The organism is Imperialibacter roseus (assembly GCF_032999765.1).
Lineage (GTDB): Bacteria > Bacteroidota > Bacteroidia > Cytophagales > Cyclobacteriaceae > Imperialibacter > Imperialibacter roseus.
Genome location: NZ_CP136051.1, coordinates 3,806,055 through 3,821,814 on the forward strand (window position 1 = coordinate 3,806,055; position 15,760 = coordinate 3,821,814).

At 47.5% G+C, this 15,760-nt stretch carries 15 protein-coding genes; 5 read left to right on the forward strand and 10 right to left on the reverse strand.

The window, feature by feature from the left end; all coding sequences use genetic code 11:
- Positions 1-21: 21 nt before the first annotated feature.
- From RT717_RS15860 to RT717_RS15870, 3 genes are read right to left on the reverse strand one after another with little or no spacing between them, the layout of a single operon-like run.
- A complete protein-coding gene (locus tag RT717_RS15860) occupies positions 22-1,344 on the reverse strand; it encodes an ABC1 kinase family protein (RefSeq protein ID WP_317487362.1) in 1,323 nt (440 codons plus the stop codon).
- Between the two features lie 3 nt (positions 1,345-1,347).
- Positions 1,348-2,031 carry a TetR family transcriptional regulator C-terminal domain-containing protein gene (locus tag RT717_RS15865; protein WP_317487363.1) on the reverse strand — a complete coding sequence of 228 codons (684 nt, stop codon included), beginning with the start codon at positions 2,029-2,031 and terminating at the stop codon, positions 1,348-1,350.
- Between the two features lie 52 nt (positions 2,032-2,083).
- Positions 2,084-4,414, reverse strand: a complete 2,331-nt coding sequence (locus tag RT717_RS15870; RefSeq protein WP_317487364.1) for a response regulator — start codon at positions 4,412-4,414, stop codon at positions 2,084-2,086.
- A gap of 264 nt (positions 4,415-4,678) precedes the next feature.
- Here RT717_RS15870 and RT717_RS15875 point away from each other — a divergent pair, with 264 nt between their 5' ends.
- Complete coding sequence (locus RT717_RS15875) at positions 4,679-5,284, forward strand: GNAT family N-acetyltransferase (protein ID WP_317487365.1); 606 nt, start codon at positions 4,679-4,681, stop codon at positions 5,282-5,284.
- A gap of 2 nt (positions 5,285-5,286) precedes the next feature.
- Here RT717_RS15875 and RT717_RS15880 read toward each other — a convergent pair whose 3' ends face one another.
- Positions 5,287-7,695 (reverse strand): penicillin acylase family protein, encoded by a 2,409-nt coding sequence (locus RT717_RS15880; protein WP_317487366.1) that lies wholly within the window; start codon positions 7,693-7,695, stop codon positions 5,287-5,289.
- 93 nt (positions 7,696-7,788) lie between these two features.
- On the opposite strand from RT717_RS15880, the gene RT717_RS15885 reads away from it, so the two are divergent.
- Complete coding sequence (locus RT717_RS15885; RefSeq protein WP_317487367.1) at positions 7,789-8,478, forward strand: nitroreductase family protein; 690 nt, start codon at positions 7,789-7,791, stop codon at positions 8,476-8,478.
- Here the strand turns inward: RT717_RS15885 and RT717_RS15890 are convergent.
- A complete protein-coding gene (locus tag RT717_RS15890; RefSeq protein ID WP_317487368.1) occupies positions 8,472-8,990 on the reverse strand; it encodes a hypothetical protein in 519 nt (172 codons plus the stop codon). The genes RT717_RS15885 and RT717_RS15890 overlap by 7 nt on opposite strands.
- Before the next feature lie 144 nt (positions 8,991-9,134).
- Here RT717_RS15890 and RT717_RS15895 point away from each other — a divergent pair, with 144 nt between their 5' ends.
- Positions 9,135-9,779: a hypothetical protein gene (locus RT717_RS15895; protein ID WP_317487369.1), complete on the forward strand. Its 645-nt coding sequence runs from the start codon at positions 9,135-9,137 to the stop codon at positions 9,777-9,779.
- On the opposite strand, the gene RT717_RS15900 is transcribed toward RT717_RS15895, so the two are convergent.
- Both RT717_RS15900 and RT717_RS15905 read right to left on the reverse strand, forming a co-directional pair.
- A complete protein-coding gene (locus RT717_RS15900; protein WP_317487370.1) occupies positions 9,739-10,461 on the reverse strand; it encodes a lysoplasmalogenase in 723 nt (240 codons plus the stop codon). The genes RT717_RS15895 and RT717_RS15900 overlap by 41 nt on opposite strands.
- Positions 10,462-10,491: 30 nt before the next feature.
- Complete coding sequence (locus tag RT717_RS15905) at positions 10,492-11,676, reverse strand: MFS transporter (RefSeq protein ID WP_317487371.1); 1,185 nt, start codon at positions 11,674-11,676, stop codon at positions 10,492-10,494.
- Positions 11,677-11,883: 207 nt separating this feature from the next.
- Here RT717_RS15905 and RT717_RS15910 point away from each other — a divergent pair, with 207 nt between their 5' ends.
- Positions 11,884-12,078: a hypothetical protein gene (locus tag RT717_RS15910; protein WP_317487372.1), complete on the forward strand. Its 195-nt coding sequence runs from the start codon at positions 11,884-11,886 to the stop codon at positions 12,076-12,078.
- Entirely contained in the window at positions 12,068-12,400 is a 333-nt protein-coding gene (locus RT717_RS15915; protein ID WP_317487373.1) for a type II toxin-antitoxin system RelE/ParE family toxin, read from the forward strand. Before RT717_RS15910 ends, RT717_RS15915 begins: the two co-directional genes overlap by 11 nt.
- Before the next feature lie 126 nt (positions 12,401-12,526).
- Here the strand turns inward: RT717_RS15915 and prfB are convergent.
- The 3 genes from prfB to RT717_RS15930 all read right to left on the reverse strand — a co-directional run bounded on the left by prfB (position 12,527) and on the right by RT717_RS15930 (position 15,589).
- Positions 12,527-13,610, reverse strand: a protein-coding gene (prfB, locus tag RT717_RS15920) for a peptide chain release factor 2 (protein WP_317487374.1) whose coding sequence is annotated in 2 segments (ribosomal slippage) — positions 12,527-13,549 and positions 13,551-13,610 — 1,083 coding nt in all. Because the reading frame shifts where the segments join, the coding sequence is not laid out codon by codon here.
- A gap of 227 nt (positions 13,611-13,837) precedes the next feature.
- Positions 13,838-14,902, reverse strand: coding sequence for a branched-chain amino acid aminotransferase (locus RT717_RS15925; protein ID WP_317487375.1), 1,065 nt, complete (start codon positions 14,900-14,902; stop codon positions 13,838-13,840).
- Between the two features lie 270 nt (positions 14,903-15,172).
- Complete coding sequence (locus RT717_RS15930) at positions 15,173-15,589, reverse strand: RidA family protein (protein WP_317487376.1); 417 nt, start codon at positions 15,587-15,589, stop codon at positions 15,173-15,175.
- Positions 15,590-15,760 lie beyond the last annotated feature (171 nt).

Below are 15,760 nucleotides of genomic sequence, written 5' to 3' on the forward strand. Positions count from 1 at the left end.
AATGTGACAAAGCGGAGTGCTTCACTTTACCAAAGAAGTCATCAGCCACTCTGGCTTGGTAGTAGTCACCTCCGCTCCAAGGTCGTGCAACAAGTTATAGAGCCCAAAATACGTCCTGTTGATGTACAACCCGTGCCTCGAACCTCTCGGATGCTTAGAGTTCTTGAACTCTTTGCGCTTCGAGATACTTTCCCCCAGGTCAAAGATCTTTTTGAAGTACTCCTCGTTGGCAAAGTCAAATGACTCTTTATGAAAAGGAGCGCCCAGTAGCTGCATCATTTGCTTGAACACGTCGATGTAAAGAACTTTATAGTCGGCCGGGTCGTCTTCATATAGAAAGCACAGGTCATGAAATGCCGCCACCAGCTCCTCTTCTTTCCAGAGCAAGTCTTCCCTCATCAGTTGAAAATAGGTTCTGTAAAAATCTTCGGGAATCACTTTTACACAGCCAAAGTCAATTACCCCCAGCATACCATTCTCCATCATAAGGAAATTACCCGGATGAGGATCTGCATGCACCTGCAGGAGGTTATGCACCTGATGGTTGTAGAAATCCCACATCGCCTGACCTATCTGGTTTCGCAGCTCCTGTGAAGGGTTGGTTTTTAAAAATTCTTTTAAGTGCAGACCTTGTAGCCAATCCATAGTCAAAATCCTCTCTGAAGACAATTCAGCATAGTATTTAGGAAAGGTCAGATTCGGAATATGGGCGCAAGCGTCAGAAATTTGTTGTGAGCGAAGCAGCTCCAACTTGTAGTCGGTTTCCTCCAGCAGTCGCTCCTCTACTTCTTCCATGTAGTGATCCAGTTCTTGCTCGTTGAGCTTCACGAGCCTGAGAGCAAACGGCTTGACCAGCTTCAAGTCCGATCTCACACTGCCGGCCACTCCCGGGTACTGCACCTTTACAGCATATTCCCTGTCGCCGATGGTTCCTTTGTGCACCTGCCCAATAGAGGCTGCATTCACCGCACTTTTGGTAAACGACTCAAAAGCCTCTGTAGGCGACTTCCCAAGCTGCTCTTTGAAGGTCTTCACCACCAGCGGATAAGACAGCGGAGGAGCGCTATACTGCGCCATGGAGAACTGATTTTGGTAAGCCGTCGGGAGAATGTTTTTATCCATGGCCAGCATCTGAGCCACTTTCAGGGCACTCCCTTTGAGTTCGCTCAGCGAACCGTAAATATCTTCGGCGTTTGCCTGATCAAGGTTCTCACGGGAAGTATCACCCGTAATGAAGCGCTTGGCATAATGCTTTACATAGTTGCCCCCTACCTTAGCGCCCGTACTTACAAACTTGGAGGCCCTCGCCACTTTCGAAGTGGGAATACTGGATTGCTCTTTCATGTATCAGGCTTCCTTCTTCGATTGATAGATAAACTTGGCCAGGTCAAGCAATGAATCCACAGCCCCCCGCCCCATGAGGTCAAAAGCCAGGTTAACTGCCTTTTCGATCGCAGCATCCGTTTTTTCAAAGCCTTTGCTCTCGTCTTTGTGCCAAAAATTGAGAATAAACAAGGTCTGTACCCACATGGCCTCACCATATCTGTCGCTGATAAAAGGACGGTTCGCAATTTCGTCAGTGTCCTTTCCTTCAATCACAAGATTATTAGCCCAGGAAAGAAATTCGGATTTAAAAGCCTTGAGAAAATAAGGCGTTGTGGTGGGGTGCTTCACAGCTTGCATCTGCCACAGAATATAGCTCCTGTTTCGCTTCAGTTCCTCAATCAGGGTGTAGTAGAACGCTAAAAGTTTCTCCCTGACAGAATACTCTTCGTAAACTTTTTCTGATTCAATAGCCTGGATTGTGGCGCTGACAAAGTCGTGCCAAATGCCTTTTTCAATAGACTCAAATGAATTGTAAAACTCATACAAATCTTCTTCCTTCAGTTTAAGCGACTTAGCAAACAAAAAAAAGGAAGACGGTACTGCACCATTTTCCAACACATGCTCTTTGTATTTGGCCCTGATGTCGGCACTTTGAGGTTTTCTGGCTCCAGCTTTTGCTTTGGGAGCCTTGGCTTCTTTTTCCATAGCATCATAACCAGTTTTTCACCTAAATGGTTAGCTATGGAGTGAAAAAAAATTATTGGCCTATGACGCTGTTCGTGATGTATTTGTTCACTTTCCTTTTCAAATCCTCCGGATCAAACGGTTTTATGATATGGTCGTTCATACCGAACCGTTTTACCTTATCCCGGTCTTCCATCATAGTGGAAGCGGTGAGGGCAATAATGGGCGTGTTAATCCCGAGCGCCCTTATTTGCCTGGAGGCTTCATAGCCATCCATGACAGGCATTTGCAAGTCCATCAAAATCAAGTCATACTTCTTGTTCTTGACTTTGTCAACAGCCTCAGCGCCATTGGCCGCTATTTCGATGCCAAACTCCCATTTTTTCAAAAACTTCTGTGCTACCAGCACATTGACTTTGTTGTCCTCAACCAGAAGAATATTCGCTCCTTTATTCCCTGATTCACCTGCATCCGCCAGCGCTTCATCTTCTTCTACAGCATGATCCACAGTTTCGAACCTCTGAATAAAATAAAATTCTGAACCCTTGCCTTTCTCGCTGTTGAGACCGAGTTGTACGCCCTGAAGGTTAAGCAACCTTCGGGTAATTGTTAGCCCGAGCCCGGTGCCCCCATATTCTCTGGTCACTGAGGTGCTTGCCTGAGTGAAGCTGTCAAATATTTTCTGCTGGTCGGCCATAGAAATGCCTATGCCCGTGTCCTTTATTGCAAACCGCAGCGTTATATGGCCTTCATCTCTGTCCAATTCATTCACTATCAATTCAATACCACCTTCTTTGGTGAATTTCAGGGCGTTGCTGATCAAATTGCTCAACACTTGACTTGTACGTGTCGAATCACAGACAATAGACTGAGTTATCGTTTCATCAACCGATACCTTAATATACAGCCCCCGCTCATCGGCTATTCTTTCAAAAACCTGTTTCAAGCGGGATGTCAGCTGCCTGATATTAACAGGCATTTTCTCAAACTCAATCCTGTTGGCTTCAATTTTATTGAGATCGAGGATATCGTTGAGGATCACAAGCAGGTTCTCAGCAGAAAATTTCAGTGTGTTGAGTGCCTCTTTGTGTTCTTTTTTTGGCTTGTCGCCAATCATATAATTGGTCAGGCCTATTACTGCGTTCATTGGCGTTCTGATTTCATGCGACATCATCGAGAGGAAATCAGACTTGGTTCTCGATGCCTCCTCCGCCTCTTCCTTAGCCACCCGCAAAGACCTGGTCACTCTGAAGAACATGTTCAATGACTGGAAGAAAAAGAATGAAATAAACCCAATGAACGTCAGGAGTCTGTTTTCTGGCTCCAGCGCCAGGTAGACATATATTTTGTAGATAAACACCAACAGCACCACCATGGTACTTGCCAATGCATAATTGGCTCCATCTCTTTTGAACCTGGCGGCGGCGGCATACACATAGGAAACATAGGCAATGACAGCCACCATCACGAATAGATAGGGCTCAACAAAAAGTGTGAAAATGGTGCTGGGCAAAACAAGGGTGAGCAGGCTCAGCAAGCCAGAGAGACCTGCAAATCCACCCAAAATAATGAGGCTGCCGTCTTTTGGAAAAAGAGTATAAGAGTAGATGGCAAAAAGCGAGGGCGCTAAAAACAGGGCCAGGTACTCAAAATGCAAGGTTACTGTCCAGGGAATGTCAGGATACAGAATGTGCAGCGCATAGTTATCGGCGCCAAAAAACCTGTAGCTGAATACCAGGCAAAAAAGGCCAAAAGCAATGATGTAGTTTTCCTTTTGCCCAAATAAATAAAGTCCCAGGAAGAAAAGACCAGCCATGATCAGGCAGCCCGACAGCAACAGGTCGTAGCTGATATTGAACAGGCTGTCGTGCATAATTCTATCCCTGGCTCCCAACAGAATAGGCTCCCGGGCTCCACCTTTCGAGTGATGAAAATTAGAGATATGGAGCACTAACTCCAGGGTATCAGAGCTGGGAAGGATTCTGAGCGTTTTGGGAATCCAATGAGGCTCAGACGTTTCTTTCGTATCGCCAACCACACCATTTTCCCCCAGCAGTTGGCCGTCGACGTACAGATCGTAGTCACTGTAGAAGTGACTGATGGCAATAGACAAAGGGGGAGTTTGCTTGGGTAAGAGCAACTTGACCCTGTAGGTGGCAAAGCCCTGACTTGACAGTTCTACACCACCAGTAGTTTTTGAATCGTTCCAGAGCTTGGGGAACATGAAGTAATCAGGTGCTGGAGCAGCGTATTTGAACTGCTCTGGCGTTATCAATCTTTCCCAATAAAACTCCCACTCGCCCTCAAGTTGTGCTTTCCCCTGCGAAAAATCGAATGCCCTAAGGTCAATAATACCCCTCTCCGCTTCCCGGGCCTGTGCCCCAAAAGAAAGTACAACAAACAAACAAAAGAATTTGACCAGGCTCCGCATCGCTCGAAAATACGCTGCAATTTATGTATTTATAGTGGGGCACCGGTAGTGCTGTAATATTTTATAGCTTTTCGACATTTTTCAGACACCGCATACGATCAGAAACGCTTTCAATTAACTCCGAAACGGTTGACTGGAAAAATATCATAGCAATCTTTCGCATGAATAACTTTTATGAACATTGGCAAAAGGCTTACATTTGGCTCGTTTCATTTTTTAATATAGTCTATCGATTTGATGAACTCAATCCCTTATGAATACCCGCCACTCCCGGTAACGTTAGAGGGTGAGCATGTAATCGTTCAGCCCATGCTTCCTGAGCACCTCGCAAGCCTCTGCGAAGTTGCCAAAGACGGTGAACTGTGGAAGCTTTGGTATACCCTGGTGCCTTCGCCAGAAACAATGGAAGCCTGGATGCAAAAAGCTTTTAAGGAGCAGGCCAGCCAAATCTGTCTACCTTTTGTGATTTACAGCAAGGCACATCAAAAGATAGTTGGCGCTACCCGTTTCCTAAGGATTGAGAAAGCCGTACATCGATTGGAAATAGGTTCCACCTGGTATGCAAAGTCTGTGCAGCGCACTGCGATTAACACCGAATGCAAGCATTTGCTCCTTACACACGCTTTTGAAAACCTGAAATGCATTGCTGTGGAGTTTCGAACTCACAGAATGAATGCAGCATCAAGGGCAGCCATCGAGCGGCTTGGTGCTCAACTCGACGGCATCTTCCGAAACCACTATATTATGCCCAACGGCACCATGAGGGATACCGCCGTTTATAGTATACTTGATACCGAATGGCCCACTGTAAAAAGTGGGCTGGAGTACAAACTGAGCAGATAGCTTTACCTGGGGCTCATCTCGTAGCTTTCTTCAGCCACTTTCATGATCATCCCTTTTGAGTAGTAAACGGGGAAGTATTTGTCATTCGCCCAAAGGTCGAAGAGGTTCTTATAGTATTTACTATCCGGATCACCCGACTGCCCAGGGGAGTTGATACCCATCGAGCGATCCCAGCTTTGCGTGTCCATGATGATCCGAAAGGTGGCCCCATGGGTTTGATTGTCGCCTGACCCCGTCACACCGGGCGTTAAGTGGTAGCCTCCACGTGGTGCGGGACCAACATCCAATTTTTTCCGAATGTCAGCCGACACCGCCTCACTCATGGGGTGTTTAATTATCACATGGTGGTTCTTTTCCTGGCCATATTGCCACTTGCGCTGGTCTCTCCCTAGTTTTTGCTCAAGCTGAGTAATGGCCGCAGCAAGCGACGAAGTCAGCAGATCATCTCTTCCTTTGATGGGATCGCTACCAAAAACCGGCGGCGGTGTCTGTAACCAGCCGATGACTTTAAACATGGAAAGCCCTGAAATGTGCGGCCTCGCTTCCGCCGGAATCATCAGATCCTTCATTCTCGCATTAATCTCCTTTTCCCAGGCTGCATAAATGGTGGCCGTTGTGGAATTCTTGTCGAGCACAAAGTCCCAGGCCAGCAGTTTGTCTATCGCTGCACTTATTTTTGTTTCAGCAATAGACAGATCTTTCAACATAGGCACGATTTCCCTTGCCGGAAGCGCCAAATAGTCCGTTTGCATGGCTGCCATGTCGCCCAGGCTCAGCACCCTACCCGAAGCAATGATCTCCTTCAGCCTGTCTCCCCTGTACCCATCCCCCCAATCAAAAGTAATTACCTCAGGAAACTCATAATCGGTTTTGGTAAGGTTCTCATTGGCGGTAATCACATAGCCTTCCACCGGATTGTAGCTGTGAGGCTTGGCTTTGATCGGCAAGTAGCCTCCCCACTCGTAGCGGCCGTCGCCAGGCACTGGCACCATTCCGCTGAAGTTTTTACGAATGGGAGCTATACCCACAGCCTGCCAGCCGATGTTTCCTTTCCGGTCGGCCCAGATCATGTTTTCTCCAGGAATATGACTGTAGTTGCAAGCCTCCCGAAACTCCTCCCAGGTCTCAGCCTGATCCATCCTTAAACTAGCCAGGTAAGGTGCACCGCCCACCTCCTGCCACCCACAGCGGACAGCATAAGCAACATGTTTATCCGCTTTTTCAAACACTACAGGGCCATGGCGGGTGTACTTCAATTCAACGGTGACGTCGGGCCGGTTTTTCACTTTGATCGTCTCGTTGATGATTTTCATATCTTCCCAGCCGCCGTTGTATTTATATTGGTCAGGGTTTTCTGGGTTTGTTTCATACACATACAAATCTTCGCTATCGTTGGTAAACACTGTGAGCCCCCAGGCACCATACTCATTGTGGCCAATGGAAATGCCGGGAATTTCAGGCTCACCAGCCCCTATCACATTCCAGCCCGGCGCTACCAGGTGCGACCAATACCGGAGTGAGGGAGCCGCCAGTCCACGGTGCGGGTCGTTGGCCAGCATGGGGTAGCCGCTCTGAGTACGCTCGCCACTCACCACCCAATTGTTACTGCCAACGGCGTTTCTGAGTTCCTGCCTGTCAAGCGTAAAGTCCTCTTCCCATTTGGCTGCCAGCTCGCTGTACTTTTCCATTCCTTCCCTGGCGCTGGCTTGCACATCTGAGGGTTGAAATTTGACAGATTTTCGGTACGCATCGTAAAGCTCCAGGATATCTTCGATCAGCAGCGACTGGTCGATAACCGGATCCATATTCAAATCGGGATCGAACGGATGATAGTACTCTATTTCCTTAAACTTTTCGGCTCCAATCGCCGCCACGGCCCGGGCAGCTTTTAGCTCGTTGCCAATATTTCCCAATAATCCCTGATGCCTGGAAATAACTACTTCTGGCGTCCACGGCTGCGGCTTCGTCTTCAACAGTTGAAACTCGACAGGCAGCTTCTCCGGAGCTGAATTAGCTTCGGCGATATAGGCATTTACCCCATCTACAAAAGCGGTGATAATTTCCTCCCCTCTTTCATGATAGTGGTTCATTTCTTCTTTCATGTTTCCCCGAAACTTGAAGAGCCTCGTACCTATGTCTCTTTTGATTTCCCGCTCTCCCAGCAGCTCAGCCACTGTGCCTGTAGCCTGCCTTCGCCAAATCTCAAACTGAAAAAGGCGATCTTTGGCAGCCATGTAGCCCTGGGTAAAAAAGAGGTCGTGCTCGTTCTCAGCATAAATATGGTTGATACCCCAGGGGTCACGGTATACCTCTACTTTAGCCTGCAGCCCGGAAACTGTTAGTTGTTGAGCATACGATGCAAAGAAACTGAAAAGCAATAGGAAGGACGGCGCTGCTATTTTTTTTAACATCAATTCTGAGGTTTACGATGGGTTGTATAGATTTGAGAAGGTATAAAAATTAAGCCCGACAAGAGACTGCATTTTTTTATAAAGGCCAAAAAGATGACTGAGGAGACAATAAAAGTTATAGACGGATACGAGCATGTGCGCCATCATCCGAGGGCATTTACCCCGGAAATCACCTTGGAAAAGAGCCTGCACTTCTTTCAGGACATGGACTTGCGGCGAACCGTCAGGGAATTCTCCGACAAGCCGGTTGATCGGGCAGTGATCGAAAATATCATAAAAACCGCCTCAACCGCACCTTCCGGAGCACATAAGCAGCCCTGGACATTCTGTGCCATTTCAAACCCAGCGATCAAAAAGCAAATAAGAATAGCAGCCGAACAGGAAGAATACGAGAGCTACCATGGCCGCATGAGCGAACGCTGGCTGAAAGACCTCGCACCTATAGGCACCAACTGGGACAAACCCTTTCTTGAAACAGCTCCCTGGATCGTTGTGGTCTTCAAAAAAGTGTATGACAAGGATGAAGAAGGCGAAAAGATCAACAACTACTACGTAAATGAATCGGTGGGGATCGCCTGCGGGATGTTCATTACAGCGGTGCACATGGCTGGATTAGTGACACTGACTCATACGCCAAGTCCAATGAATTTTTTGTCTAAAATACTCGACAGGCCCGACAACGAAAGGCCCTATTTGTTACTACCAGTGGGTTATGCGGCCGACGAGGTATATGTGCCTAAGCTGGCAAGAAAGCCGCTGGAGGAAGTGGCTAAGTTTTATTGAGCAGGTTCCAGGCGCATGGCTTCCTTGAAATCGAGTCCAAATTTCACCCTGTCGTGCATGTTCCTCATAATTCTCCTGGGCCCTACAATAGTCATATTGTGGTTTTTGAACTTCACAGTAACTGTAACATTTTCCATCCATTGATTCAGAGAGACAATCCCACTGATTTCTGGATCGAAAACCATCACCTGGTCTTTATCTTTTCTCAACTCATAGCCTTCTTTTCGCATCGCTTCAGTGACTAGCTTGCCAAGCTTTCTCTTGGTGACATGCGTAACTTTCAGCGTTGAATGTCTGGTGATGTAAGCAATCCCACCGGCAAGAAAAAAGGGTAGAAGAATAAACCGGTAGAGCCCCTGGCCGACAATGATTCCTTCAAGTGATTGATCCATTAAGTAACTCGCCAGAAGCGACAACCCTGCCAGAATAACTATTAACAGACTAAAAACCTTAACGAATACCTGGGGTTCGAATCGTCCTAGCGAATAAGTAATCTCCGGTTTTTTATCCATTCCTTGGGGCGTGTTAACGTGGCTGCAATAATAACTTTTGAAAATGACTTAATTCAATTTCATTTTCAATAAATCTTACAACAGTCAGCTACTATTTTGCCAAAAAAGAGCATTCCAAGACAATAAATAGCTATCTTAGTTCTAATGAGGCCACTTCTCCCCTTCCTTATTTTAGCTGCTATGCTGGGTTGCGGACAAAAACGATCTGCCATTGACCCAACTGATAAAACTGTTTCATCGGTAAATGGTGCGGCCTCATCACTTCCTGTCGCCAATCGCAAGACGGCCCTTGCCCTAAATGCCTACCGGGATGTCATCGATCTTACGGGCTACAAAGATCTGGGCAGTTTTCATTTTCGCAGGCTGCATTTCTACACCAGAAAGAATCCGGGGATCAAAATTGGCCATGCCAACGTAGATGAAATCACGGCTTACTTTATCGACCGCTATGCAGTGAAAATCAGGTACAAACTGTCGGAAGACGTGGCTTCCTACCTGGTCGACTCGCTGACTACAGATACCAAAAGGGTGCAAGACCTGAACCGGGACTGGTCGAAACAGCGGCAGATCAAATGGAACTACTTCAGCAAGATCATTACGTATCAAAACAAGTGTCCGGATGATGATCTCGCTCTGACACTGACCAACGAAATATGTGATAGCCCTTATTGGTTGTATGTTGAGCTTCCTGGCTACAAGAAAAAGGTAAAAGAGCTCAAAACTGTGGAGAACGCCGTGCACGAGTACCTCATCGACGCCCCTTCGGCGCAGGTTTCTTCGCCGGACTAGGCTCACCGTGATAGTGTGCTAATACTCCCTGGACAATCAGCGCCTGCGCCGCAATATACGTAACCATTACCCAAAACCCAGCCATGGGAAACGGCCCGACAAACTTACTTACCGCCAGCATAGAATCGGACACGAGAAAGGCAATGGCCCCAAAGAAGAGCAATGAGAAGCTCGTTTCGTTGGTTCTGTTTTTTCTGATCACTGCCATCAGCAGCATGCCCACCAGGCAAGCACCATAGAGGATCACAGGAACTTTAAGATTGCCGAGGAAATTCCAGAGGGTATAGAGCATAAAAAAGTAAAAGATGACGAGCAGGCCCACGCTGAATTTTGTCCGCCATTCCATCTTTTTCTTTGAAGGGTTTTTAAGCTGGGCAAAATTGAATCCATACATGATCTGTGCTACAAGAAAAGCGCCCAGACCAAGCAGGAAATACATTTCCGCTTTTCCCTGATACATAAGCAATGAATCACCCAGCCAGCTAAAAACCAGCGCCGCCAGGATGCCTACCCTCACCGACTTGTCAACTGCCTTGCTACTCAACCAAAAATAAACGGCCAACAAGGGCATCAGTAATGGCTTGGTCCAGTGGATCAGGTCGGAGTTTTCAACGCCCACAGCCCACAGGTGCACACCTATCGAAAGAAGGAAAAGGACAGAGATCAGGTTTCGGGTATTCATAGTGTGCTTTTTGGAACAAAGTAAATAAATCTACTGGCGCAGTTGCGAAGGAATCACGTCTTTTTTCTTACCAATGAATTCTACAAACAACCAGCCCAGAAAGGCAACAAAGCCTACAAACGAGAACACAAAGGGCATATGTGAAAAGTGGTTGCCGTACAGCCATCCTGCCAGCAGTGCCCCCAAACCTATGCCCACTTCCAGGGCAATATACATGGTGGCAATGCCCCTCCCCCTGTGGTGTTCATCACTGAGGTCAATGGTCCAGGCGTAAATGGTGGGTGAGTTCATGCCTGTGCCGATGCCAAACAACACAGCACCCGTCAAAAACTGCCACACATTGGTGGAAAATCCGGTGGTGATCATGGCCGCCACAAGAAAGAAGATGGAGAAACGCAGCACAGCTACCCTTCCATATTTGTCCGACGCCTTGCCGGCAATGAACCTAATGCCCAAAGAGGCGATGGTGAACGTAGTGAAGTAAAGTCCTCTATTTCCCATGCCCAAATAGTCGCTAAAGTCGGGTGCGAGGGTAAGCACAGCCCCGAAAGGTAGCATGGTGAGCAGCAAGGTAACTGAGGGATATAGCACCCTTGGTTCATATACGTCAGCCCAATTGATTTTCAGGTGATCCGGGCGAAATTTCTCTCGATTAACCAGCGTCTCTCTCATGCCAGCCAGTATAACCACTGACAACAGCGCCATCAGTGAAGAGGTGTAGAACATGGTGTTCAGCGAAGCAGTTGAGGCGATGTAGGAGCCTATAGCAGGCCCGATGGCCATCCCCATGCTTCCAAAGAGGCCAAAAATGCCCATGGCTTCTCCCCTTTTCAACAGCGGCGCAATGTCTCCCACATAGGCTGCCGTGCCAGTAGGTTTAAAACCTGTTGAAAAACCATGAAAGAAGCGAAGCAATAGGAAGGCCCATACCACGGTGACATGGGGATATACCAGGGCCGCCAATCCGCTGACCGTAGCGCCAAATACCATCACGGGTACTCGCCCTACCTTATCGGCCAGCTTGCCGCTGAATGGACGGCTGAGGCCGGCTGTGAGCGTAAAAACCGAAATGATAAGACCCTTGTAATCGCCACCGCCAATGGAGGTCAGGAAGGCTGGCAGCTCCGGTATGATCATGTTGAAGCTACTGAAGAAAAGGAGGCTGCTGAAACACAATAGCATAAACTGCCATGTGTATATCTTTTGCTGGGTCATAGAAAAAATCGACGGGTAAAGGTAGAACCTTCAGGAAGGTTATTCAAAAAATTGGGAGGGTTTAGACGAATTGTTCCGGCGTGTAAGTGATGAGAACAGATATTTACTTAACCCATAAGCGGCAACACCAAGACTAGCGGCAAATCAAGATGTAACCCATGGGCGAAATAAAGTACAAAATAGCTAACTTTGTGGAAACTAGCGGCCATGAAAGAGATCACACTTAAAATCAACGACAGTAAATTCAAAACTTTCGTAGAGTTTGTAAAGACCCTGGATTACGTTAGAATTGAAAACAACAAAAACCTTGAAGACCTCGAGAAAGGCCTTTTGGAGTTGAAGCAAATTCAGGATGGTAAGCTTAAATCCAGGCCTGTGGAAGACTTGCTGAATGAGCTATAGTGTTGAAACTATTCCTCATTTCGATAAGCATGCCAAGAAGCTTTCGAAAAAATATAACTCCCTTAAATCCGACCTGGTCTCACTGGTCGCTACATTAAAAGGCAACCCTTTTTATGGCACGGATCTGGGCCATGGGCTTTATAAAATACGCCTGGCCATTACCGCCAAAGGGAAAGGGAAATCCGGTGGAGCAAGAGTAATCACATACGTGAAAGTTATTCAGAAGACCATCTATCTGGTGTCAATATATGATAAAGGGGAACTTGAATCGATTGCCAGAAAAGAGATTCTGGAGCTATTAAAGAAAACAGGTCTTATTTAAGTCAGGCTACTTCAAGAACTAACTCAACTCAAGTCGGCGGGCTGTTCAAAAAATGGATCGGTTTATGAGAATAAGCAATGTTCCGGCCATGGAGACACGTGCCGGAACATTTCAAGCTTCTGACTACTAAGCCTCCTGCCCCATCAAAAACGCCTTAATGTAGTCGTCGAGGTCGCCGTCCAGCACGTTTTGCACGTCGGTACGCTCCACGCCGGTGCGGGCATCTTTGATCAGCTTGTAAGGGTGCAGCACGTAATTACGGATTTGCGAGCCAAAGTCGACCCGCATCTTGCCGGCTTCCACCTTGTCACGCACGGCATTGCGTTTCTCCACCTCCATTTGGTACAGCCTCGACTTCAGCATTTGCATGGCCAGCTCTCGGTTGGCCAGCTGCGACCGCTCCACCTGACACACCACCACAATGCCAGTAGGCTTGTGGGTCAGCTGCACCTTGGTTTCGACCTTGTTTACGTTTTGGCCTCCTGCACCACCTGACCTTGAAGTATGCAATTCCACATCTGCGGGATTGATTTCAATCTCTATGCTGTCATCCGCCACCGGATATACGTAGATTGAGGCAAAAGAGGTATGTCTCCTTCCTCCTGAATCGAACGGAGATATACGCACCAGCCTGTGCACACCCGTTTCGGCTTTCAGGTAGCCATAAGCAAACTGCCCTTCAAACTCCAGCGTGGCTGACTTAAGACCAGCCGTATCGCCTGGTGTGTAGTCCACCTGCCGCACTTTGTAACCATGCTTCTCTCCCCACATGATGTACATCCGCATGAGGATTTCCGCCCAGTCGTTACTTTCTGTTCCGCCAGCACCCGGGTTGATTTCCAGCATGGCACTCAGCTGGTCTTCTTCCCCGCTAAGCATTTTCTTCAACTCCACCTCTTCCAACTGCGCAGATACCTTTTTGTACTCCGCATCAACGTCCTCCATCTCAGCCTCGTCGGCATTATAGAATTCGTAGATGGTTTCAAGATCCTCCAGCGAAGTGCTTACTTCTTCATATGCATTCGTCCACACCTTCTGCAGCCTTATTTCTTTCAACAGCTTTTCGGCTTCACTGGGTTTGTCCCAAAACCCCGGCAGCACTGTCAGCGCCTCATTGTCTTCTACTTCACGTTTGCGGTTATCGTAGTCAAAGATACCCCCTCAAAGCCGCTACCCTGGCTTTCACGTCTTTCAACTGTTCTATTGTCATGGTGTTATGTTATTTGTTAGTGGCTAATGGGTTATTCGTTAATGGTTAATCGGTTGTTCGTTAATGGCTATCCGGCCGAAACCGTTGCAGCGTGTGATAAGAAATTGGAAGCCAATGGTGGAGGTGAGCGCCCCCTATTAACTAATAAATTTTAACCATTAACTCTCTTCCAACAAAAAATCCACCCCCTTCGAAAAGCGGATGGATTTTGTCATATGTTACCATGGTCAGATTCTGTAAATCCAGCCGTGTGTATCTTCTACTTTGCCGTACTTAATATCGTCAAGTGACTTAAGCAGCCTTTGCGAAAGCACCATTTGCTCTTCCCCCGGAAGGGCGTAATCAACGCCTTCGTATCCTATATGGCTGATTTTAGCAATCGTTGCAGCTGTTCCCACGCCAAACGCTTCCTGTAACTTGCCATTCTTGACTCCCTCTATCACCTCTTTTACCGACACCTTGCGCTCTTCCACAGGATAGCCCCATTCTCTGGCGAGTGTCAGCACGCTGTCTCTGGTCACACCATCAAGGATGGTTTCACTGGCAGGCGCAGTACACAAAACCCCATCGAGTAAGAACAACACGTTCATCGTGCCGGACTCTTCAAAGTATTCGTGTGAGCCTGCGTTGGTCCAAAGTAACTGGTCGTAGCCCGCTTTCTGGCCTTGTACCATTGGATACAGTGCTGCAGCATAATTGCCGGCAGTTTTGGCGCTGCCGGTGCCTCCGGGAGCAGCTCTGGTGTATTTGGTTTCCACCTTCACCTTCACCGGCCTGGAGTAGTAAGCCCCTGCCGGGCTGGTGAAAATGATGAATTGATATGTCAGTGATGACCTGATGCCGACAAAAGGATCGTTGCCGAAAACAAAAGGACGGATGTACAGTGAAGTACCCGGCTTGTTAGGCACCCAGTCTCTGTCCAGCTTCAACAGCTCGGTTAGCGCACTCATAAACATCTCCTCAGGAATTTCGGGGATGCACATTCTCTCCGCACTCTTGTTAAGACGGGCAGCGTTCTTTTCCGGACGGAAAACAAGTACGTCGCCGTTCTCAGCCTTGTACGCCTTCATACCCTCAAAAATAGATTGGCCATAGTGCAGCGTGGTGTTCGCCGGGCTCATTGACAGATTACCATAAGGCACAATCCTCAGGTCCTTCCACTGTCCGTCGACATAATCTGCCATAAACATGTGGTCAGAGTAGCTCTTACCAAATTGAACATTATCCATGTCCAGCTCCTTGATTCTGGACTTCGCCACCTGCGTGATCGGAAATTGAAGGGTATCTATCATGGCCTCAACCTATTATTGAAAAAGTAAAATTAGAAATTTAATCTCTAAACGATAGTATAACGGGCAGGAAGAATCTTTGGTTTTTTCAAAAAATTTAGGGCTGGGTGCAATTGGGAGATGTCGGCTCTCAACGCAATGGGCATTTGTCTATGTTTGGTTGGGAAAGGAGAATATCGGACAGCCGGGTCACCTCATAAGGGATTTTGATACTCAAAGTCCCTACTAAAAGTCCTCAGCGAGAAAGGCTGAGGGGAAGGCACACTTAAAATCTCACTTGCCGGTAACAGCTACTACCTCAGCATCAATCTCGATCAGAAAATGCTCCATGGCCAGGCCCGCTACGCCAATCAGCGACAAGGCAGGTAATTTGTCATTCTCAAAAAAAGTCCGCAAGGCACTGCTAATCGCCTCCGCCTGTTCATAACGGTAATCAACCACGTAGATGGTCAATTTCATCACATCGCTCATACTGGCACCGCCACTTTCCACGGCTGTCTTAAGATTCAGTAAGGCTTGGTCTGTCTGGTGCTTCAAACTACCTGCTCCTACCATCTCTTTCGAAGCATTGACAGCCACCTGGCCTGATACGTGAATGAATCTTAGCCCATGGGCTTCCGTCACAACTACCTGACTGAACATTTGACTCCAATCTGGCAGCAACTTAGGGTTCAAGTATGCTCGTTTCATCGCAAGTCACTTTTTTCAGTCTCTCATTCAGCGTCTTCTCTGAGTGTATGTAAACCGAGCATCGACTCTGATATCTCATCATTTACCCTCCAATACATCTCATAGCGGCTTTGCAATACGCTGGTGTATTGTCTGCGGTACAATACTTCCTAAGAACGGCTAGTTTTCATA